Annotated in this window: 21 protein-coding genes; 7 read left to right on the top strand and 14 right to left on the bottom strand. The window is 63.9% G+C overall.

All coding sequences use genetic code 11. The features are described from left to right. Positions 1-5 precede the first annotated feature (5 nt). Positions 6-185, top strand: a complete 180-nt coding sequence (locus MYCSM_RS26040) for an antitoxin (protein WP_015309165.1) — start codon at positions 6-8, stop codon at positions 183-185. Between the two features lie 5 nt (positions 186-190). Then, the gene (locus tag MYCSM_RS26035) at positions 191-631 is read left to right on the top strand and encodes a type II toxin-antitoxin system Rv0910 family toxin (protein WP_015309164.1); all 441 of its coding nucleotides are present in this window, start codon (positions 191-193) and stop codon (positions 629-631) included. A 26-nt stretch (positions 632-657) separates the two neighbouring features. On the opposite strand, the gene MYCSM_RS26030 is transcribed toward MYCSM_RS26035, so the two are convergent. The 14 genes from MYCSM_RS26030 to MYCSM_RS25965 all read right to left on the bottom strand — a co-directional run bounded on the left by MYCSM_RS26030 (position 658) and on the right by MYCSM_RS25965 (position 13264). Further along, on the bottom strand, positions 658-1074 hold the full coding sequence (locus tag MYCSM_RS26030) for a hypothetical protein (protein ID WP_015309163.1): 417 nt from the start codon (positions 1072-1074) through the stop codon (positions 658-660). A 20-nt stretch (positions 1075-1094) separates the two neighbouring features. After that, on the bottom strand, positions 1095-1700 hold the full coding sequence (locus MYCSM_RS26025; protein ID WP_442928543.1) for a hypothetical protein: 606 nt from the start codon (positions 1698-1700) through the stop codon (positions 1095-1097). 86 nt (positions 1701-1786) lie between these two features. After that, on the bottom strand, positions 1787-1915 hold the full coding sequence (locus MYCSM_RS38760; protein WP_015309161.1) for a hypothetical protein: 129 nt from the start codon (positions 1913-1915) through the stop codon (positions 1787-1789). 14 nt (positions 1916-1929) lie between these two features. Next, entirely contained in the window at positions 1930-2715 is a 786-nt protein-coding gene (locus MYCSM_RS26015) for a CbbQ/NirQ/NorQ/GpvN family protein (RefSeq protein WP_015309160.1), read from the bottom strand. Then, positions 2712-4244 (bottom strand): nitric oxide reductase activation protein NorD, encoded by a 1533-nt coding sequence (locus MYCSM_RS26010; protein WP_015309159.1) that lies wholly within the window; start codon positions 4242-4244, stop codon positions 2712-2714. The genes MYCSM_RS26015 and MYCSM_RS26010 overlap by 4 nt, the downstream gene beginning before the upstream one ends. Positions 4245-4379: 135 nt before the next feature. Further along, positions 4380-4979: a TetR/AcrR family transcriptional regulator gene (locus tag MYCSM_RS26005; RefSeq protein ID WP_015309157.1), complete on the bottom strand. Its 600-nt coding sequence runs from the start codon at positions 4977-4979 to the stop codon at positions 4380-4382. A 47-nt stretch (positions 4980-5026) separates the two neighbouring features. Beyond that, a complete protein-coding gene (locus MYCSM_RS26000; RefSeq protein WP_015309156.1) occupies positions 5027-5728 on the bottom strand; it encodes a hypothetical protein in 702 nt (233 codons plus the stop codon). A gap of 27 nt (positions 5729-5755) precedes the next feature. Then, positions 5756-6355 (bottom strand): TetR/AcrR family transcriptional regulator, encoded by a 600-nt coding sequence (locus MYCSM_RS25995; RefSeq protein WP_041312693.1) that lies wholly within the window; start codon positions 6353-6355, stop codon positions 5756-5758. Continuing rightward, a complete protein-coding gene (locus MYCSM_RS25990; RefSeq protein ID WP_015309154.1) occupies positions 6352-7005 on the bottom strand; it encodes an NAD(P)H-binding protein in 654 nt (217 codons plus the stop codon). Before MYCSM_RS25990 ends, MYCSM_RS25995 begins: the two co-directional genes overlap by 4 nt. 21 nt (positions 7006-7026) lie before the next feature. Beyond that, the gene (locus tag MYCSM_RS25985; protein ID WP_041314999.1) at positions 7027-8502 is read right to left on the bottom strand and encodes an acyl-CoA synthetase; all 1476 of its coding nucleotides are present in this window, start codon (positions 8500-8502) and stop codon (positions 7027-7029) included. After that, positions 8499-9272 carry an SDR family NAD(P)-dependent oxidoreductase gene (locus tag MYCSM_RS25980; protein WP_015309152.1) on the bottom strand — a complete coding sequence of 258 codons (774 nt, stop codon included), beginning with the start codon at positions 9270-9272 and terminating at the stop codon, positions 8499-8501. The genes MYCSM_RS25985 and MYCSM_RS25980 overlap by 4 nt, the downstream gene beginning before the upstream one ends. Further along, a complete protein-coding gene (locus MYCSM_RS25975; protein WP_015309151.1) occupies positions 9263-10915 on the bottom strand; it encodes an AMP-binding protein in 1653 nt (550 codons plus the stop codon). Before MYCSM_RS25975 ends, MYCSM_RS25980 begins: the two co-directional genes overlap by 10 nt. A 10-nt stretch (positions 10916-10925) precedes the next feature. Beyond that, positions 10926-11663, bottom strand: coding sequence for a GntR family transcriptional regulator (locus MYCSM_RS25970; RefSeq protein WP_015309150.1), 738 nt, complete (start codon positions 11661-11663; stop codon positions 10926-10928). Then, positions 11660-13264, bottom strand: coding sequence for an SMP-30/gluconolactonase/LRE family protein (locus MYCSM_RS25965; protein ID WP_015309149.1), 1605 nt, complete (start codon positions 13262-13264; stop codon positions 11660-11662). Before MYCSM_RS25965 ends, MYCSM_RS25970 begins: the two co-directional genes overlap by 4 nt. A 137-nt stretch (positions 13265-13401) precedes the next feature. Here MYCSM_RS25965 and MYCSM_RS25960 point away from each other — a divergent pair, with 137 nt between their 5' ends. From MYCSM_RS25960 to MYCSM_RS25940, 5 genes are read left to right on the top strand one after another with little or no spacing between them, the layout of a single operon-like run. Next, a complete protein-coding gene (locus MYCSM_RS25960) occupies positions 13402-14256 on the top strand; it encodes an SDR family NAD(P)-dependent oxidoreductase (protein ID WP_015309148.1) in 855 nt (284 codons plus the stop codon). Then, positions 14253-15605, top strand: coding sequence for an aromatic ring-hydroxylating oxygenase subunit alpha (locus tag MYCSM_RS25955; RefSeq protein WP_015309147.1), 1353 nt, complete (start codon positions 14253-14255; stop codon positions 15603-15605). Before MYCSM_RS25960 ends, MYCSM_RS25955 begins: the two co-directional genes overlap by 4 nt. Continuing rightward, the gene (locus tag MYCSM_RS25950) at positions 15602-17449 is read left to right on the top strand and encodes a flavin-containing monooxygenase (protein WP_015309146.1); all 1848 of its coding nucleotides are present in this window, start codon (positions 15602-15604) and stop codon (positions 17447-17449) included. Before MYCSM_RS25955 ends, MYCSM_RS25950 begins: the two co-directional genes overlap by 4 nt. Beyond that, positions 17450-18373 (top strand): SDR family NAD(P)-dependent oxidoreductase, encoded by a 924-nt coding sequence (locus MYCSM_RS25945; RefSeq protein WP_015309145.1) that lies wholly within the window; start codon positions 17450-17452, stop codon positions 18371-18373. It abuts the gene before it with no gap. Then, positions 18366-19610, top strand: a complete 1245-nt coding sequence (locus tag MYCSM_RS25940; RefSeq protein ID WP_015309144.1) for a CaiB/BaiF CoA transferase family protein — start codon at positions 18366-18368, stop codon at positions 19608-19610. Before MYCSM_RS25945 ends, MYCSM_RS25940 begins: the two co-directional genes overlap by 8 nt. Positions 19611-19612 lie beyond the last annotated feature (2 nt).

Genomic DNA, 19612 nt, shown 5'->3' with positions numbered 1-19612 from the left:
GACTCATGGCATTCCTCGACAAGGTGAAGAATCTGCTGGCCCACAACGCTGACAAGGTGGACACCGCGATCGACAAGGCCGGTGACATCGTCGACAAGAAGACGCAGGGCAAGTACAGCTCCACGGTTGACAAGGTGGCCGACGCCGCCAAGAACGCCGTGGACAAGAGCAACCCGAAGACCTAGTCCATATGGCGAAACTTTCCGTCTCCGTCGACGTTCCATTACCGCCGGAGAAGGCGTGGGCGTGCGCCTCTGACCTGTCCCGGTACAAGGAATGGTTGACCATCCACCGGGTATGGCGTTCGAAACTGCCCGACACGCTGGAAAAGGGCACGCAGCTCGAATCCATCGTCGAGGTCAAGGGCATGCCGAACCGGATCCGCTGGACCATCGTCCACTACAAGCCTCCAGAGGCAATGACGCTCAACGGCGACGGCAAGGGCGGAGTGAAGGTCAAACTCATCGGCAAGGTCAAGCCGGCCGGCGACGGTTCGACGGTCACGTTCGACGTACACCTCGGTGGGCCTGCGCTGTTCGGTCCGATCGGCATGGTGGTGGCCGGTGCGCTCAAGGGCGACATCCGCGAATCGCTGAACAAGTTCAAGTCGGTATTCGCGCCGGCTTTGTAGCGCGAGCAGACGTAAAGTGCCCCTTTCTACGGCGTGTCGGGGGCATTTTGCGTCTGCTCACGGGCCAGTCGTTCGTCGTGGATGCGGACGAGTTCGCGGAAGCCGAGCCGGTGGTATTTCGGCACCGGCTGGATGCCCCACTGATCCTGCGCGGTGTCCTTGCCTTCTGCGCCCTCGGGCGGCCCCAGCGGCGGGTACGGGTACTTGCACTCCAATGCGTCATCGGAGTACCTGATCTTCAGCAGCTCACTACAGATCTGGGTGAGGCTCAGCGTCGGATAGCCGTAGTAGACCGCCATGAACGGCAGCGTCAAGGCGCCCTCGATGACGAGCGCAACCAGGCACACGAGCACGGCACGCTTGATCCATTTGTGCATCCGCGCGTAGTACGGCGTGGTACCCGGAGGCAGATCCTCGGTCGTCTGCTCTTCGGTAGTTGTCACAGCGTGCTCCTTAAAGCCGTTCAGTCGGAGAAGATTTCGCGGTTGACGGTGTGCAGGTACGGAATCGCCAGGAACGGGGTGATGTAGAAGATGTCGTAGAGCCACCACCCGATGACGGGGAACACGACGCCGGCATAACGGACGTCGGAGTACATGGTCATGTTGAAGACGTAGCCGCACCAGATCACCACGCCCATCCAGCAGGTGATGATCATCCACTGCTGGCCCCAGCGCTTCATCTGCAGGAAGCCGATGGCCGCGGCGCATCGCATCGAGAAGACGGTCAGGATCAGCCCTGCAACCCAAGCTTTTTCGCCCGGCCCGGCCGCGCCGCCGATCCACAACTCGTTGTAGTGCCAGAAGTAGCCTGCGTCGAACATGTTGCCCCAGCCGACCATCAGCACCCGGTTGATCAAGGTGTGGTTGGCCACGAGATCCAGTGCCCAGCCAAGGCTGTTGAGGCAGCCGTCGATCAGCACCAGATAGCCGATCAGCGTGACAATCATCGGCCGGACCGACAGGCCTGCGCACAGAGCCTGGCGCTGAAGCCAGACACCGCGCATGAAGATGGGGAAACCGATGAGGCCGGGCGCCCACATCCCCATCAGCGCCGCACCGACGATCATCCACCTGTCGGCGCGGCGCTGAGCCTGCCGCGACTCCTCGTGGTGGTCATCGAGGCTGACGGAATCGCCAGACTGCAACTGTAGGTTCACAATTCCCACCAGCCGCGTACGAAGGACATGTACAGCTGGATTCCGAACATCGTCAGCAGATAGCCGTAGATGGCGATCTGGAGGATGATCAGCGCCCTCTTGCGCTTGCGTTCCTTCTGATCCATGGTCGCAACCCCTCCTAAATATCAGCGGCAGCCAGGCAAGCGGCCGCGACTTCCCGTAATCCGTCGGTGATCGCTCCATCGGTGCTCAACGGCGCGAGGATGCAGGCGTCGGCAGCTTCCAATTCGGTTGCCCCAGAGGCGATTAACTGTGCGGCGGTAACCAGTACCCGGGTCGACGGCGGTTCGAAGTGAAACGCCTCGTCTGCGGTGCGGATTGCAACTGCGCATGCCACGAGCCGCCGCGCCGTGTCGGTGTCGACACCCGTTTCGGTGACAACCACATCCGCCTCACGGTCCGGCGGCAGATACTGCATCGGCAGCGTGACAAACCGTTGCCGGAAGGATGGTTTGAGCTCTTTGAGCGAGCTGCGGTACGCAGGATTATAGGAGCACACGAGCATGAACGTCTCCGGTGCCTGCACCACTTCGTCGGCTCGATCCAAGTACAACGCACGGCGGTGATCGGTGAGTGAATGCAGGATCGCCAACGAATCATGCCTAGCCTCAACGACTTCGTCGAGATAGCAGATGGCGCCGGCCTTGACTGCTCTGGTCAGTGGACCGTCCTTCCAGACCACGTCGCCGCCGGTCACCATGAAGCGGCCGACGAGGTCGGAACTGGTGAGATCGTCGTGGCAGCTGATCGTGACAACGGGTCGGCCCAGCAGCAGACCCATGTGTTCGACCAGCCGTGTCTTGCCGCATCCGGTCGGCCCGGTGAGCATGACAGGAATGCGCCGATGAAACGCTTGCTCGAACAGCTTCACCTCGTTGCCCTTCGCGAAATAGGTCTCCGTCATGCGGCCACCAACTCTCTATGGACGTGGGCCAACACCCGCGGCAGTTCCTCCACCTGCCGGATGCGTCGGGAGCGGCGGGGTCCGAACACCTCGGGGAGTGGGTCGACGCGGGTCGGTCCGACGCCGACGTAGTACACGGAGACACCTGCGTCGTTGGCCTCCTCGACGGCGTGCGCCGCGTCGGCCCAGGCGTAGCGACCCTCGTAGCCGTCGTCGGAGATCAGGCCGTCGCCGATCACGATCAACAGCCGCCGCTCCGACGGCTGTGCCAATAGGCGGCTCGTCACGTGACGAACGGGTGCACCGAGGCGGGTGTAGCCGCCGGCTTCCAAACCCAGCGTGCTGGGCGGCACGAACCGCGGGTCCTCGAAGTCCTTCAGGCAGCGCACTTCGACCCGGTGGCGCGTGTTGCCGGTGAATACGAAGACGCCGTGCCGCTCGCGGGCCAATTTCATTGCGCGGGAAAGTGCATCGGCGCAGGCCAGTTCCAGCCGGAAGATCCGGCCGCCGTGGACACCAAGCGACGAACTGCCGTCGAGCAGCAGCGCGGTGGTGACGTCGCGGCTGCTTGGCAGCAGTTCGCGGAAGATGCGGGGTTCAGTCGCCTCGCCGGTCGTCAGGTCGATGTAGTGGGAGACATATTGCTCGACGTCGATGTCGGAGCCGTCCTCGAGGCGGCTCATCATGGCCCGATGCGTGTGTTCTTCGAACCACTTCCGTAAGTCGGCCGAGATCATGCCCGGCTGACGCGTGCGGATGGGATGGGTGCGTTCGAGCACTGCGACGTGGTTGGACATGAAGGTCTTTGTCCACGTGTTCCATTCGGGGTATGGGATGCCCGGCCGGTGATCCGGGGTGACGTCGAGGTCGTTGTCCTGCGGTCGGCTCGGCGGCGGCAGGTTCGAGTTGCGCACCCCGCCGTCACCACCGACAGGGACGGAATAGGGCCGCGGTAGTCGCTTCTGCGTCGTGGTCCACGGCATCCTGCCGAATGTGCGTCGCAATCTGTCGGTCAGTCCGTCTGGCGCGGTGTAGGCCAGCGGCAAGCTGCCAAGCAGGGGATGGACATTCAACCGCTGGCTGGTTTCCGCCATCGCGATGGCACGGTTGAGCATTTCAACGGCATCCGTGTCGGCTGCGGCGATCTCGAGATCGGGCAGCATCCGGTGCATCTCGGTGAGTAGACCCGGCCACCGCTCTGCGATCCAGCCGAACGCGACACCAGCCTCGACAAGTGTGAGCGCACGAAGCTCCCTGCCCGATAACCCGGTCAACCGATACTCGGTGACGCGATCCTTCGATGGCGAACACTGAAGCGCCACACCACATGTCACCGTGCGGCGCGACCACTCCCGCGAGATCGCCGGATATGGGACATGCACGTAGCGCAGTGACGCGTTGAGGCCGAAGACCCGCCTATCGCCAGTGACCAGGCGTGCTCCTTCGCGGCGCTGGTCACTCAATGCGACCGCTGCGACGGCGCAGCTGCGTTCGAGCGCCATCGCGTGGGTATCCGACAGGTCAGCCATTGAGGCTCAGAAGGTGCCGATGTTGGAGAACATCCAGTACCAGAACGCGATGATCAGCATCGTGCCGCCCCACGCGGCGACGTATCGCAAAATCTCCCAGAGGTAGCCCATGATCCGACCTTCCTTGTTGACCGGCTAGTGGATTTCCAGCCCACGGACAGCGGACGCGACAAGATTGCGCAGCATGGTGTCGCGGTTGTCGTCGGCAGTGGTGGTGAGCACGCCGTAGATGCCGAGCAGAAAGAACGTCGCGCTGTAAAAGCCGTCGACCTCCGGGTGCACCGCGCCGTCGCTGCGTGCCCGTTCGATTTCGCGAACAAGCAGCACGATCAGGGGGTGGTCGGTCCAGTCGTCCTTGGACGGGCGCGACGGCGAAAAGTGTAGCGCGAGAAATTCTTTGAACAGTGGCGTGCCGAGTCGCCGTTCCAGGTCGGTCACCAGGCGAAGGACTTCGGCCAGAGCTGCCCTGTGACCGGGCGTGTTCTGCAGGAACCGGCCGAATTCTCTTGCCATGCGCGCCTCCTCGCGGCGTTCGAGTTCGAGGAGGACATGTTCCTTGCTGGGAAAGTGGAAGAAGAAGGTGCCGTGCGCGACACCAGCGGCCGTCGCGATCGCGTTGACGTCGGCGCCCGCCATGCCCGTGCGCTTGAACTCGGCGATGGCCGCGCCGAGAAGGCGCTCGCGCGTCTGGAGCCGTCGTGTCTCTCGCGCCGAGGGCTTGACCTGTGGCGTCATGGTGTGCCATTTGTAGCGCCTTTGCTGACTCAAGTCAATGAGCTAAGTCAATCAGAAAAGATCTCCCGGTTGACGGTGTGCAGGTATGGGATGGCGAGAAACGGGGTGATGTAGAAGATGTCGTAGAGCCACCAACCGACCACCGGGAGCACGACGCCTGCGAAACGGACGTCGGCGTACATGGTCATGTTGAAGACGTAGCCGCACCAGATCACCACGCCCATCCAGCAGGTGATGATCATCCACTGCTGCCCCCACCGCTTCATCTGCAGGAACCCGATTGCGGCCGCGATGCGCATGGTGAACACGGTGAAGATGAGGCCGATCTCCCATCCCTTCTCGCCGGGTCCGGCCGCGCCGCCGATCCACAGTTCGTTGAAGTGCCAGAAGTAGCCGGCGTCAAACATGTTGCCCCAGGCGGTAAGTAGCACACGCGCAAGCAGCGAGTGGTTCGCGACCATGTCGAGCGCCCACCCCACGGTGTTGATCGCAGCGTCGATGATCACCAGGTATCCGAGCAGTGTGACCAGCATCGGCCGCACCGACAGTCCATCGCGTTGGGCGCGGCGCAGCAACCACACTCCGCGCAGGAACAGGGGTAAGCCGAAGACGCCGAGCGCCGCGGTCCCGATCAGGATGCTGCCCGAGATCAGCCACTTGTCGGCCCGGCGCTGCGCAAGCAGGGACTGGTCCATGTGATCGTCGAGGCTGTCGCGGGTAGTGGTGATCCGTGCAGCTGGAGCGTCCATGCAAACTGACTATAGTCAGTCAGTCAACTAGTGGACCTGGATACTGCGCAGCGTTCTTGTCACGTAGTCGTCCAGCATGGCTTGTTGGCCCGGCCAGTCGTGTGTTGTCGTCAACAGCGCGTAGAGGCCAAGAAGAAAGAACACCGCGCTGTTCATCGGATTGACGTCGGGATCGACCTGGCCGTCGTCTTGGGCATCCTCGATCTGCTGTGCGACTAAGACGATTATCGGGTGTTCTTTGCTCTCGTCAACGGGGCGGGTCGGCGAAAAGTGCAGGGCAAGAAAGTCTTTGAAGAGCATAGCGCCGAGCCGTCGTTCGATGCCCACCACAAGACGGACTGACTCTTTCAGCGTCGAGGACAGGTCACGGTGGGACGCCACGAAACGATTGAGCTCCTTTGCGACCCGCTCCTCTTCGCGGTGCTCGAGTTCCAGCAGCACATGTTCCTTGGTCGGGAAGTGAAAGAAGAAGGTGCCGTGCGCGACTCCGGCGGCCGCGACGATTGCCCTGACGTCGGCCGCGGCTATCCCTGACCGCTTGAACTCGGCGATGGCGGCGCCCATCAGACGTTCCCGCGTTTGCAAGCGCTTGGATTCACGTGCCGAGGGCCTGTCTACCACCGTCAGCTCCCGACGATGGCGTCCGCTATCGGGGTATCGCCCGAAATCACGTCAAAGGTTCGGCCTGCGGTGGCGGGGGTGTCCAACGTTGCGAGCAAGACCGCTGCAACGTCCTCGCGTGGGATGTCGCCGCGTTCTGTGCGGGCGGCGGCCGTGACGAGCCCTGTCCCCGGCTCGTTGGTGAGATGACCTGGTCGGACGACGGTGGTGTCCAGCTCGCCGCGGGCTCGGACGTTGTCGTCCGCAGCACCTTTGGCGCGAAGGTAGGCCGTGAAGACTTCATCGCTGGTGTGCGGGGCGTTGGCATCGGCGTTGATCGACGAAACCATCACGTAGCGGCGGACTTTCGCCGCCTCGGCGGCGTCAGCCAGCAGAATGGCGGCATCGCGGTCGACGGTTTGCTTGCGTGCGGCGCCGCTTCCCGGACCTGCCCCTGCGGCGAAGACGACGGCGTCGGCACCCTGCAGGTGTGCGGCCACCTCGTCAACCGACGCTCGTTCCAGGTCGACGACCAATGCCTCGGCGCCGACCGCTTGCAGGTCCGCGACATGGTCCGGGTTGCGGATGAAGCCCGCGACGGAGTCGCCCCGCTGGGTGAGCAGTCGTTCCAGAATCAGGGCGATCTTGCCGTGGCCGCCGGCGATGACAACGCGCATGGCGCAATGCTACGGGGCGCGCTACTGGGCCAACCGCTCCCGCAACGCCCGCTTGAGCACCTTGCCGTAGCTGTTCTTCGGGATCTGGTCGACGAACTCGTAGCGCTTGGGCCGCTTGAACCGTGCGATGCGTTCCAACAGATACGCATCGAGTTCGGCCTCCGACGCGGAACCCACGATGAACGCGACCACGACCTCGCCCCAATCGGGATCTGGCGCGCCGACGACGCATGCCTCCACAACGCCGGGGTGCTCGATCAGCACCTCTTCCACCTCGCGCGGGTAGATGTTGCTGCCGCCGCTGATGACGACGTCCTTGGAGCGGTCGCGCAGCGTCAAGAATCCGCGACCGTCGAACGAGCCCATGTCGCCGGTGTGCAGCCAACCATCTTCCAAAGTGGCCGCCGTGGCGTCGGGGTTCTTCCAGTAACCAGACATTACAACGTCACCGCGGCAGACGATTTCACCGATCTCGCCGATCGCGGCCGGCGTCCCGTCGTCACGCAGCACCGCGACGTCCACACCCGACCGCGCATAGCCCACCGACCCGAGGATCGCGTCGTCGGCTTCGAGATGGTCCGCGCGACGAAGGCCGGTGATCGTCATCGGCGCCTCGCCTTGGCCGTACAGCTGCACGAAGATGGGGCCGAACGCCGCCATCGCCTTCTTCAGGCTGTCGACGTACATCGGGCCGCCGCCGTACACGACCGTCTTCAGATTGCTTGAACACGAGCGACCCGTCGCCACCAGACGCTGAACCATGGTCGGCGCCAGAAAGGCACTGCAGCCTGGGTGGTATTCGCAGAGGTCGAGGAACTCCTCGGGTTCGAACGCGCCCGATGCGGGAACCACCTGCCGTGCACCGCGCAGCACGTACGGCGGGACGTACAGGCCGGACCCGTGTGACATCGGCGCGCCGTGGATGAGGCTGCAGTTCTCGTCGGGGTCATCGAAATCCGCGAGATGCGCGACTGTCATCGCCATCAGGTTGCGGTGCGACAGCATCGCGCCCTTCGACCTGCCCGTGGTACCGCTGGTGTAGAACAGCCACGCCAACGTCTGCGGGTCGGTGTTTGCAGGAGGCGTCAACGGTGTTGCGCCGACCCAGCTTTCGTATTGACTGGTCCCGAAGATCTCGACAGGAACGTCGGTCAATGGCGCCAGACCCTCGGCGATTTTCGCCGAGGCGAACACTCGGGTCACGCCGGCGTCGTCGAGGACCTGCTCCATCTCGCGGGGGTGCAGCTTGTAGTTGATCGGGACGAACACCCGCTCGGCCGCCCAGATCGCGAACATCAGCTCAACGATCTCCGGACAGTTCTCGCTTGCGACGGCGATGCGCGCGCCTGCTGATCCAAGTCCACGGAACGACGACGCGAGCCGCAGCACCCGATCCCGTAGCTCACTCCATGTACAGCGTTGCTGCTCACCGTGATACAGCGCACCACGATCACCGAAACGCGCGGCAGCCTGATCCAGCAGCGCGAACAGATTCAACGCGCAACCCATTCGGAGTTCAGCGCGAAATCCGATAAATATTTGGTGGACGTCCAGCCCCCGTCGACGACGATGGTCTGGCCGTTGATGAAACTGGCGCCCTCTGAACAAAGAAACGCCACGGTGCTCGCTATGTCGTCGACCTTGCCCAGACGCGGATACGGCGTCATCTCGGTGTTCATTTTGCGGAACCGCTCATCCTCCAGCCGGGTCGCCACCATCGGGGTCAGCGTTACGCCGGGGGCCACCGCATTGCAGCGAATACCCTGCGGGCCGTATTGGCAGGCGATGTGCGTGGTCAGCGCCGTCAGCCCGCCCTTCGCCGCGGAGTATGCGCCGCCGCGCAGGCCACCGACGACCGCGAACGTCGACGTCACGTTGATGATCGCCGAACCCGACTGCATGTGCGGGATGACATCACGCGCCAACCGGAACGGGGCCCGCAACATCAAACCCAGGAAATGGTCCAGACTTTCGTCATCGGTCTCGTGCAGCGGCTTGGGGCTGCCGACACCCGCGTTGTTGACCAGGAAGTCGATGCGCCCCCACCGCTGCATTGCAACATCGACGATCCGTTGCGGGGCGTCATCGGCGGTCAGATCGACGGCGATCGTCGCCACTAGGTCGGGGTTCCCGATCGCCCTCTCCAAGTCGGCCAGTCTGGTCTCGTCGCGACCCGTGCCGAGGACCGCCATGCCCGTCTCCGCGAGCTTGGTCGCGCACCCGAACCCGATGCCGCTGCTCGCCCCGGTCACGATCGCTACTTGCATCGCACATCTACTTCCGCTCGTCCCGTCGCTTCGCTCGCCCCGGTCGTCAGCTTCGCCCGGATCTGATGCTTCAACACCTTGCCCGCGTCGTTTTTCGGCAGTGAATCCCAGATCTCCACCTGCTCAGGCACTTTGAACTTGGCCACGCCTTCCCGCATCAGCATCTCGCGCAGGTCGGAAAGCTCGGGTGCTGCCGGCTGATCGCAGGCCACGATGACTGCGCAAGCGCGCTCGCCGGTGCGCTCATCGGGAATGCCGACGACGGCTATCTCCGCGACGCCCGCATGTCCGATCAGGATGTCCTCGATCTCCTTGGGCGAGATGTTTTCTCCATTACGGATTATGATGTCCTTCGCCCTGCCCGTAACCACCAGATAGTCGTCGTCGATCCAACAGCCGAGATCGCCTGTGCGGAAGTAGCCTTCGTCGTCGAAAGCATCGGTTTCATCGTCGGGATGGAGATAGCCGACCAGCATCTGTGGGCCACGGGCACGGATCTCGCCCTCGACGAGTTTGATGTCGGCGATCCCCGCACGGCCGTCGGTCTCCGCCGCATGCTCGACGTCGCCCAGTGCGCCGACAGTCGTGACCGGAACCTCGGTCGATCCGTACACCCGACTGACAGCGGCCCGCTCGAAATAGGCTGTGGTGTCGCGGATCAGCGACGGCGGGACCGAGGCGCCGCCGCAGATGAACACCTTTAGATCCGGTAACCGCGTCTCGGCCTGTTCGGCGGCGGTCAGCAGGCCGACGAGAAACGGCGTGGCCCCTGCCATGTGCGTGCAGCGCTCGACGAGCATCAGTTGCACGGCGGCCTCGGGGTTCCACCGCTGCATCAGGACCGCCGTGGTGCCCAGCAGCAGGGGGCATTCGAATGCGTAGATCGAGCCGCCGATGTGCGCGATCGGCGACGCGACGAGGAACACGTCTCCTTCGTCCACCAGCCAGCGATCGCCGATCTGAGAAATCAACGCGTGAATCGAATTGTGCGTGTGCAGAACGCCCTTCGGCAGTCCCGTGGTGCCCGAGGTGTAGAGGATCATGCGGACGGCGTCGGGATTGAGCACGGGCAGACCTGCCGCCGCACCGTCCGTGAACAGCGACTCGTACGTCGTATGCCCGCGAACGTTCCTTACCGCTCGATCTTTTGGCGATTTTTCGAGCGGTAAGGAACGTTCGCCGTCACCGCGCAGCACCACGACCTCCGGCGGCGACGCCATCTCGGAGACGACCCGGTCCAACATCGCGACGTAGTCGTGGTTGCCGAACTCGGCGGGAATGAAGATCGCGCGGCTGTCCGCGTCGGAGAGGATGAACCGCAACTCGTGATCGCGAAGGGACGGCAGGACGGGGTTCACCACCATCCCCGCTAGCGTCGCGCCCAGGTAGATGACCGCCGCCTCATGCCAGTTCGGCAGCATGAACGACACCACGCTGCCCGGCGGCATCCGCCTCATCAGGCTGTACGCCAGCGCGCTCGCCCGCTCATGCAGCGCCTGGCAGTCGAGCCGAATGTCGCCGTCGACCAGGACCGTTCGCTCCGGCGTGCGGCGCGCGGCATCGCGCAGCGCATCGGCGAGCGTGGCGCGCACCCACAGCCCGCTGCGGTACGCCTCGGCCGCACGAACTTCGTCGACCCTCACGGACCCGAACCTAACCCTTGACCCTGCGCATCGTCATGGAATGGCGATACCGTGCCGACGGATGAGTATTCACGGTGACCTGGGCGATCTCCCCGTCCGATGTCGTGTACGTGCGCTGCATTTCGAGTGCGGCACTGCCTGTTTCGATCTTGAGTAGCGCGGCCATCTCCGGCGTGACAACCACCGCCGCGATTTCTTGGCGTACTTCGACGATGCTGACCCCGAACAGGTCTTCGATGAGCGGGAAGATCGGGCCGGAGTGCCGTTGCAAGAGTCTGCCGATCGCGGCGAAGGCCCGGTTGATGTAGTAGTCCGTCTTACAGACTGGCGTCTCGCTGCCGTCGGCACGCCGATAGCCGCGTACCGCCAGCCATTCTGAGCCGACCTTCAGCCCGGTGCTGGCGGCCCGCTCGTCGTCGATCGTCACCATCGCGTTCGACTCGATCGTGAACGGCGCGCCGGTTGCGAAGGCGAGCAAGTCGTTGATCGACATCACGTCCTGCGCATAGGAATTTGTCGCAGGACGGGGCACGACGAGGGTACCTGCCCTTGGCCGCGACTGGACCAGGTTGTCGTCGCGCAGTCGCCGCAATGCTTCGCGAATCGTGTAGCGGCTGACCGCAAACCGCTCGCACAGCTCGTGCTCGGTGGGCAGTTGTGAACCTACGGGGTACACCCCGTCGACGATCTCCTTGCGCAGAGTGCGTGCGACCTGAAGGTAGCGGTGGTCGGCTGGAGTGACAGTCATGTGTCCACCCGCCGCAGGGTAAGTACGCTGCCATCACCGTCCGCCGAGACGTAGAGGGTACCGTCCGGTCCAGCAGTGATGCCCGCGAACGGTCCCTGCGGACCCGAAAACGGCGGCATTCCCTTGAGAGGCTTGGGTTCCACACCCGGTGGCGGACCCACCGGCAAGCCGGACGCGATCGTGCGGCGCTCCTGCCCGTCGAGGTCGAACGCGACGATCTCCTTGGCACCGGCGTCGACGATATAGAGCACGCCACCTGCGACGAGGATGCCCTGCGGCCGCTGCAGTCCGTCGACCACCGTCGTCGCACCCGATCCCGAGAGACGCACCACGCGCCCCGCCCCCGATTCCGCAACCAGGGGAGTGCCGTCGGGACCGAACGCAATGCCGACCGGATCGACCAGCCCGGACGCCAGCGTCTCAACGCTTCCCGATCGCAGGCAGTGCACCCGCCCGGTGCCGAGTTCGGCGAAGACCACAGTACCGCCCGGGCCGACGGCCACTCCGTACAGCTGGTCGAAATCGGTTGCCAGGTAATCGGTTTCGCCAATGGCAGGGCGATACCTTGCCACCTGGCCGCCAGACGTCGTCACCACGAACTCGCCATGGCCCGCCGACGCTAGCCCGCGCAGGAATCCCGGATAGCCTGGTGAGAACAGCATCCCTACCGTTTTCAACGACCCGTCGTTGCACACCGCATAGAAGTACGTGCCGTCGGCGACATAGAGATTGCCGTCATCGCCCACCGTGAGGTCCAGCGGCCAGTTCAGGCCGCCGGGCAGCACCGTGCTGGTTTCACCGCCGGGCAGAATTTCGGTGATCTCGCCGGTGAAGTTCGAGACGAGCAAGCGGTCGTCGGCGAAGGTCAGGTTGTCCAGTCCCGGCGTCAGTTGCGCGAGCACGGTCTGCGAGCCGTTGCGCGGATCGATTCGCAACACCTGTCCGGTTGCCACTTGGGTCGAAATGATATAACCGCCGGAGTCGAACTTCACCGCGTCGGGCACGCCGAGGTCACCAGTAACCCGTTGCGGCTCACCGCCGTTGGGGTCGATGCGCCAGATCTCGTTCGCCGTCATCAGCGGGTAGTACAGCATCCCGTCTGGGCCGACCTCCATCGCGTTTGGCGACGGTAGATCCTCGGCAAGGACGCGCACGATCGACCCGTCGCCGTCGAGTTCCATCAGCCGGCCGCCATCGCGGCACTCGTTGATGAACAGTCGGCCCTGGTGCACGGTGATTCCGTTGGCACATGGGAGATCGTCGCGCAGCACACGCGTCTTGCCGCCGGCCTCGCGCACGCTGACGCGGCCGTCCATCACCTCGGTCGCGTAGAGGTTTCCGGTGGGGTCGAACGCGACGTCGTCGGGCGCGATGATGTCGCCGCCCTTGGCGCTGACGGTATCCAGCCGCCCGCTGTCGAGATCCAGCGCGCTGATCTGGCTGCCAGTCACCTGTGCGACGTAGACCCGCCCGTCGGGTCCGGTGCGCAAACCGTTGGCGCCGAACAGCCGACTCGGCGCGGTCAACCGGTCCAGCCGCCACCCCTCGGCTGTCGTGGGGTTCGCGGCAGAGTAGCGGGTCTGCAGCACGGGCGAGCTCATGACCAGGGACGCTACCAAGCCTGCTTAGTCCAGACAATAGCGCGATTCATCGGTCAGACGCCCTTGACGGCGGTATTCCCGCTGCGGAATAGTGTTCTTCGATATGCAGAGCATCGTATGTTGTCCGGACAAATGAGATGACCGCGACCGATCTCCTGAGGCTCGACGGCCGCATCGTGGTGGTATCGGGCGCCGGCGGAGGCGGTATCGGCACCACTGTCACGCGCCTGGCCGCCGAGGCAGGCGCCACCGTTGTTGCGGTCAGTCGGTCGAAGGAGAACCTGGACGAGCACGTGACGCCGCTCGCGAAGCAGGGCTTGTCTGTCGTCCCGGTAGCCGCCGACGCATCCACCGACGACGGCATCGCCGCCGTCATCGAACAGGTGCGACGCGTCGACGGCGCGCTGTACGGGCTCGTCAACGTCGCCGGCGGCGCGGAACCGGCCACCTGGATGCCGGCCACGCGGGTAACCCGCGACGACTGGCGGGACCTGTTCACCCGAAACTTGGAGACGGCGTTCTTCATGAGCCAGGCGGTGGCCCGCGAAATACGGGAGCACGGCAACCCCGGGTCGATCGTCTCAATTTCTTCGATCAGCGGCATGAACACCGCGCCGTTCCACATCGCGTACGGAACGGCCAAGGCCGCGGTCGTGGCCATGACCCGCACGATGGCCGTCGAGCTGGCGACGGACAACATCCGCGTCAACGCCGTCGCGCCGGGGGTGACCGAGACAGCGGCGTCGCGCACATACACCGACGCCGATCCCGATCGCGATCGCCAGGCCATCGCGATGGGACGACGAGGACGGCCCGAGGAGCAGGCCGGAGCCATTCTGTTCCTGCTATCGGATCTGTCGAGCTACATCACCGGCCAGACCCTGCTCGTCGACGGGGGCCTGAATCTCAAATGGACTCACCTCGGCGCCGACAACACCTCCCTGTTCCTCAAGGACGAGAACTTCCGGGCAGCTATTAGGAGAGAGCGGTGACCAGCGACGCTGAGGCACTTTCGGAACCGGTGACCATACCGGTAGATGCATACATCTCGGAGGACTACGCCCGCGCCGAACGCGACAAGCTGTGGCGCAAGGTCTGGCAGCAGGTCGGCCGCGTCGAAGAAATCCCCGAAGTCGGCAACTACCTCACCTACGACATTCTCGACGACTCGATCCTCGTGGTGCGCACGGGCGCAAATGAATTCGCTGCACACCACAACGTGTGCATGCACCGCGGCCGTCGACTGATCGACACCCCCGACGATGCGAAAAATACCTGCGGTCGCACGCGCAAGTCGTTCGTCTGCGGCTTCCACGGCTGGACCTACGGCCTCGACGGGGCGTGCACCCACATTCGTGAACAGGACGACTGGAAGGGCGTGCTGACGCCCGAAAACACCCACCTGGCAAGGGTCAACGTCGATAACTGGGGCGGCTGGCTGTTCATCAACATGGACCCTGACTGTGAGCCGCTGGCCGACTATCTGTTCCCGGCGGCCAAGATCCTCGACCCGTTCGGGCTGGAGAACATGCGCTACAAGTGGCGCAAATGGCTGGAGTTCGACTGCAACTGGAAGGTCGCGATGGAGGCCTTCAACGAGACTTACCACGTCTTCACGACCCATCCCGAGTTCAACAAGTTCGGTGAGTTCAAGGGCTGGGCCAAGGCGCAAGGCAGACACAGCAATATCGGCTACGACGCGCCAGCCGATCTCGAGGAGACCAAGTCCAAGATTCGGCTCGGCACCGGCGACCCGCGGATCTCGACCGCCGAAATGCAGGTCTACACAATGGAAGAGACCAATGCGACTACCACGCAGACGCTGGTCAACGCCGCGATGCGGTTGGTCGACGAATTACCAGAAGGAACCCCGGCTGACAAGGTGCTCGAACACTGGCTGTCCTCGGCGCGCCGCGACGACGAAGCACGCGGGGTGATCTGGCCGACGATCCCCGCCGACATCCTCGGCCAGAGCGGCACCGCGTGGCAGCTCTTCCCGAACTTCCAGATCGGCCAGGGGTTGACCAGTGCGCTCTGTTACAGCGCGCGTCCGCACCCGAGCTATGACCCGAATAAATGCATCTTCGAGGTCGCGACCTACGAGCTCTATCCGAAAGGCCAAGAGCCGCAGACTGAATGGGAGTACACCCCGGTGGGCGACCCGCGCTGGTTGTCGGTGCTGCCGCAGGACTTCTCGAACATGGCCGCGGTACAGCAGGGCATGAAATCGGCCGGCTTCCCCGGCACCAAACCCAATCCGTACCGCGAACGCAGCACCGTCAACCTTCACTACCAGCTGTCCAAGTACATGGGCACCGGCGAGCCAAGAGAGATTCAATGACGACCTTCGACACGTGCGGCCCGACGCAGACGCCCGATGACATCGACATCGATGCGCTGCGGGAAAAGTATCTGCATGAGCGCGACAAGCGGCTGCGCGCAGAGGGATCCACCCAGTATCTGGAGCTGAAAGACGATTTCGCAGAGTTCGCCGAGGTCGATCCGCACACGCCGATGACACCGCGCACCCGGATCTCAGAGGACATCGAGGTGGCAGTCCTCGGCGGGGGTATCGCCGGTCTGCTGGCGGGTGCATACCTGAAGAAGGCAGGTGTCGACGACGTCCACGTCATCGAGATGGGTGGCGACTTCGGCGGCGTCTGGTACTGGAACCGATTTCCGGGCATCCAGTGCGACAACGACGCGTACTGCTACATCCCGATGCTGGAGGAACTAAACTTCATCCCGTCCAAGAAGTTCGCCGACGGCGCCGAGATCTATGAGCATTGTCGGCGCATCGCAAAACATTTCGGGCTGTACGACGGGGCGATCTTCTCCACCCAGGTACGCACCGTGCGCTGGGACGAGTCGATCAACCGATGGCGGTTGACCACCAATCGCGGCGACGATATCCGCGCGCGCTTCGTCGTCATGACGCAGGGCTCATACAACCGACCGAAGCTACCGGGGATCCCGGGCATCAAGGACTACAAGGGACACGTATTCCATTCGGCGCGTTGGGACTACGAGTACACCGGCGGCGACGCAAACGGGGGACTGCACAAGCTCGCCGATAAGCGCGTCGCGCTCGTCGGCACCGGGGCCACCGGTGTGCAACTGGTTCCGCACCTCGGTAGGGACGCTCAGCACCTCTATGTGTTTCAACGCACCCCGTCGTCGGTCGACGAACGAGGCAACGAGCCGACCGATCCCGACTGGGTGAAGACGCTGCAGCCCGGATGGCAGGAGGAGCGCAAGCGCAACTTCCATCGATGGTCGCCGTTCGAGGGTGTCGTCTTCGACGCGAAAGATTTGGTCTGCGACTTCTGGACCGAACTGGGCCGCAACATGACCGCGCGGATCGCGGCAAGCCCGGATCCCGCGTCACTCGGCATCGAGCAGATCATGGCGATCCGGGAACAGGAAGACTACAAGATCATGGAGCGGCTCCGTCGCCGCATCGGTGTCATTGTCGACGACCCCGACTCCGCCGAGGCGCTCAAGCCGTACTACCGATTCCTGTGCAAGCGGCCGTGCTCCAGCGACGAATATCTGCCGACGTTCAATCGCCCCAACGTCACGCTGGTAGATGTGTCCGAGTCCAAGGGTGTGGACAGGCTGACAGAGAACGGCATCGTCGCCAACGGCGTTGAGTACGAGGTCGATTGCGTGATCTTCGCGAGTGGCTTTGAGATCTCGACCGAGATCAGCAGGCGCTACGCGATGGAAGCCATCGAAGGCCGTGACGGTGTCTCACTCTTCGACCACTGGCGCGACAGCTATCAGACTCTGCATGGGATCACCAGCAGAGGGTTCCCCAATCAGTTCCACACGGGTTTCATCCAGGGTGGCGTCTCGGCCAACACCACGGCCATGTTCGAGCAGCAGGCCAAGCACATCGCCTACATCATCTCCGAGGCGGCGAAGCGCAACGCAACGACCGTCGAGCCGAGCCAAGAGGCGCAGGACGCCTGGGTCAGCACCATTCGGGAATTCGCCATCGACAACTCCCAGTTCGAAATGACCTGTACTCCTGGGTATTACAACAACGAGGGCGGCGGTGGCGGAGAGGGAATCCGCTCGTTCCTCGGTGAGCCCTACTCGCCGGGTTTCTACGCGTTCGACGAGCTGCTGGCTCAGTGGCGCGACAAGGGCGATATGGACGGCATGGTGCTCGGAACGTAAATGGGCGATTTGAGATTCGACGGCCGGGTCGCGGTCGTCACCGGAGGCGGCCGAGGGTTGGGCCGCTCTTACGCCCTGCTGCTCGCCGCGCAGGGGGCGAAGGTCGTCGTCAACGATTCCGGCGGAGGTATGGCCGGCGACGGCACCGACGCGGCGCCCGCCGCCGAGGTGGTTCGTGAAATCACCACTGCGGGCGGTGAGGCCGTGGCCGCTGTCGACTCGGTGGCCACCCCCGGGGGAGGCAAGGCGATCATCGACACCGCCTTGGATCGCTACGGGCGCATCGACATCGTTGTGCACAACGCCGGAAACGTTCGTCGCGCGTCTCTGCGCGAAATGTCGTACGACGACTTCGAAGCCGTCGTCGACGTCCACCTGCGCGGTGCCTTCCATGTCGTGCGCCCGGCGTTTCCGCATATGTGCGATTCCGGATATGGCCGGATCGTGCTGACCTCGTCGATCGGCGGGCTGTACGGCAACCGCGAGGTAGCGAACTACGCGGTGGCGAAGGCCGGCGTGATCGGACTGTCGAACGTCGTAGCGATTGAAGGCGCAGACCATGGCGTCAAGTGCAACGTGATCGTTCCCGCCGCGGTTACCCGGATGGCCGAAGGCATCGACACCTCGACCTACCCGCCGATGGGAGCCGACTTGGTCGCACCGGTCGTCGCGTGGCTGACACACGAATCCTGTTCTGTCACTGGCGAAATGCTGGTCGCGCTGGCCGGCCGGGTGGCCAGGGCCGTCATCGCTGAGACGCCTGGGCTGTATCGGCCGTCGTGGTCGATCGCGGACGTGGGGGACCACATCACGGCGATCCGAGACGCGTCTGCACCCGTCGTGTTTCCCGTCGTTCCCGACGGCCACGGCGATCACATCCGCTACAGCTTCGCGATGACCAAACAGGAGGCGCAGCATGCCTAGCGGCCCGCTTGCCGGCGTCCTTGTGGTCGACCTCACCGCGATGGTGATGGGCCCGTATTGCACGCAGATCATGGCGGACATGGGTGCCGACGTCATCAAAGTCGAACCACCAGAAGGGGACAACACTCGTTTCATCTCAGTGGGACCGGCGCCAGGGATGAGCGGCGTTTTTGTGAACGTCAACCGCGGCAAGCGCAGTGTCGTGCTGGACTTGCGCTCCGAGGAGGGCAAGACCGCGCTTCGGGCGCTCGTACTGGAGGCCGACGTCTTCATCCACTCGATGCGGTCCAAGGCGATCGCCAAACTCGGTTTTGGCTACGAACAAGTCGCCGCGCTCAACCCCCGCGTCGTCTACACGAACTGCTACGGCTACGGCAGGCGCGGACCGGAACGCGATCTGCCCGCGTACGACGACACCATCCAGGCCGAGTGCGGGATCCCCGCCGTGCAGGAACAGCTGACCGGCGAAGCCAATTACGTCGGCACGATCATGGCCGACAAGGTCGCCGGGCTGACCGCGCTCTACGCCACGATGATGGCGCTCTTCCACCGGGAACGCACCGGAGAGGGCCAAGAAGTCGAGGTCAGCATGTTCGAAACGATGGCGTCGTTCATGCTGGTCGAGCATGCTAATGGGGCGATGTTCGATCCACCGCTCGGCCCCGCCGTCTATCCGCGGACGGTCGCGCCGAACCGCAAGCCGTACCGCACCAGGGACGGCTACATCGCCGCGCTGATCTACAACGACAAGCACTGGAACGCGTTCGTCGACGCCGTGCGGCCCGCGTGGGTCACCGACAGTCATGCCACTCTCGAACTACGGGCGCGCGACATCGACGCGGTGTACGGACTGCTGGCCGAGACGATGACGGAACGCACCACCGAGGAGTGGCTGACGCTGTTCCGCGAACTACAGATCCCCGCCGCGCCGCTCAACACGCCGGATGCCCTCTTCGACCATCCTCACCTCAACGCCGTCGGATTGTTCGAAACGGTGGACACTCCGCACGGTCCTGTGCGGTTTCCGGGTGTGCCCACGTGGTTTTCGCGAACTCCCGGGAAAGTCGCCGGACCCGCTCCGCTGTTGGGGGCGGACACAGCTCAGGTGCTCGCCGAAATCGGTCTGGCCGATGCCGAATGCGCCGAGACCACGGTTTATGACGGAAATCAGCCGCATCTCATCAGAAACCGTGGTGTCGGCGCGGCTTCCTCGGAGTCTGTTGTGGAATCGGGGTAGGC

Source organism: Mycobacterium sp. JS623 (genome assembly GCF_000328565.1).
Classification (GTDB): Bacteria; Actinomycetota; Actinomycetes; order Mycobacteriales; family Mycobacteriaceae; genus Mycobacterium.
Note: the sequence above shows the minus strand (reverse complement) of the source record. Positions and strands in the feature narration are given on the sequence as shown.

Bases quoted from the DNA above. Each gene is read 5' to 3' on its own strand.
- MYCSM_RS25940 (WP_015309144.1), top strand. From the start codon at position 18,366: ATGCCTAGCGGCCCGCTTGCCGGCGTCCTTGTGGTCGACCTCACCGCG.
- MYCSM_RS25960 (WP_015309148.1), top strand. From the start codon at position 13,402: ATGACCGCGACCGATCTCCTGAGGCTCGACGGCCGCATCGTGGTGGTA.
- MYCSM_RS26035 (WP_015309164.1), top strand. From the start codon at position 191: ATGGCGAAACTTTCCGTCTCCGTCGACGTTCCATTACCGCCGGAGAAG.
- MYCSM_RS25965 (WP_015309149.1), bottom strand. From the start codon at position 13,264: ATGAGCTCGCCCGTGCTGCAGACCCGCTACTCTGCCGCGAACCCCACG.
- MYCSM_RS26010 (WP_015309159.1), bottom strand. From the start codon at position 4,244: ATGGCTGACCTGTCGGATACCCACGCGATGGCGCTCGAACGCAGCTGC.
- MYCSM_RS26040 (WP_015309165.1), top strand. From the start codon at position 6: ATGGCATTCCTCGACAAGGTGAAGAATCTGCTGGCCCACAACGCTGAC.
- MYCSM_RS26005 (WP_015309157.1), bottom strand. From the start codon at position 4,979: ATGACGCCACAGGTCAAGCCCTCGGCGCGAGAGACACGACGGCTCCAG.
- MYCSM_RS26000 (WP_015309156.1), bottom strand. From the start codon at position 5,728: ATGGACGCTCCAGCTGCACGGATCACCACTACCCGCGACAGCCTCGAC.
- MYCSM_RS25950 (WP_015309146.1), top strand. From the start codon at position 15,602: ATGACGACCTTCGACACGTGCGGCCCGACGCAGACGCCCGATGACATC.
- MYCSM_RS25980 (WP_015309152.1), bottom strand. From the start codon at position 9,272: ATGCAAGTAGCGATCGTGACCGGGGCGAGCAGCGGCATCGGGTTCGGG.
- MYCSM_RS26015 (WP_015309160.1), bottom strand. From the start codon at position 2,715: ATGACGGAGACCTATTTCGCGAAGGGCAACGAGGTGAAGCTGTTCGAG.
- MYCSM_RS26025 (WP_442928543.1), bottom strand. From the start codon at position 1,700: ATGATCGTCGGTGCGGCGCTGATGGGGATGTGGGCGCCCGGCCTCATC.
- MYCSM_RS38760 (WP_015309161.1), bottom strand. From the start codon at position 1,915: ATGGATCAGAAGGAACGCAAGCGCAAGAGGGCGCTGATCATCCTCCAG.
- MYCSM_RS25990 (WP_015309154.1), bottom strand. From the start codon at position 7,005: ATGCGCGTTGTCATCGCCGGCGGCCACGGCAAGATCGCCCTGATTCTG.
- MYCSM_RS25970 (WP_015309150.1), bottom strand. From the start codon at position 11,663: ATGACTGTCACTCCAGCCGACCACCGCTACCTTCAGGTCGCACGCACT.
- MYCSM_RS25945 (WP_015309145.1), top strand. From the start codon at position 17,450: ATGGGCGATTTGAGATTCGACGGCCGGGTCGCGGTCGTCACCGGAGGC.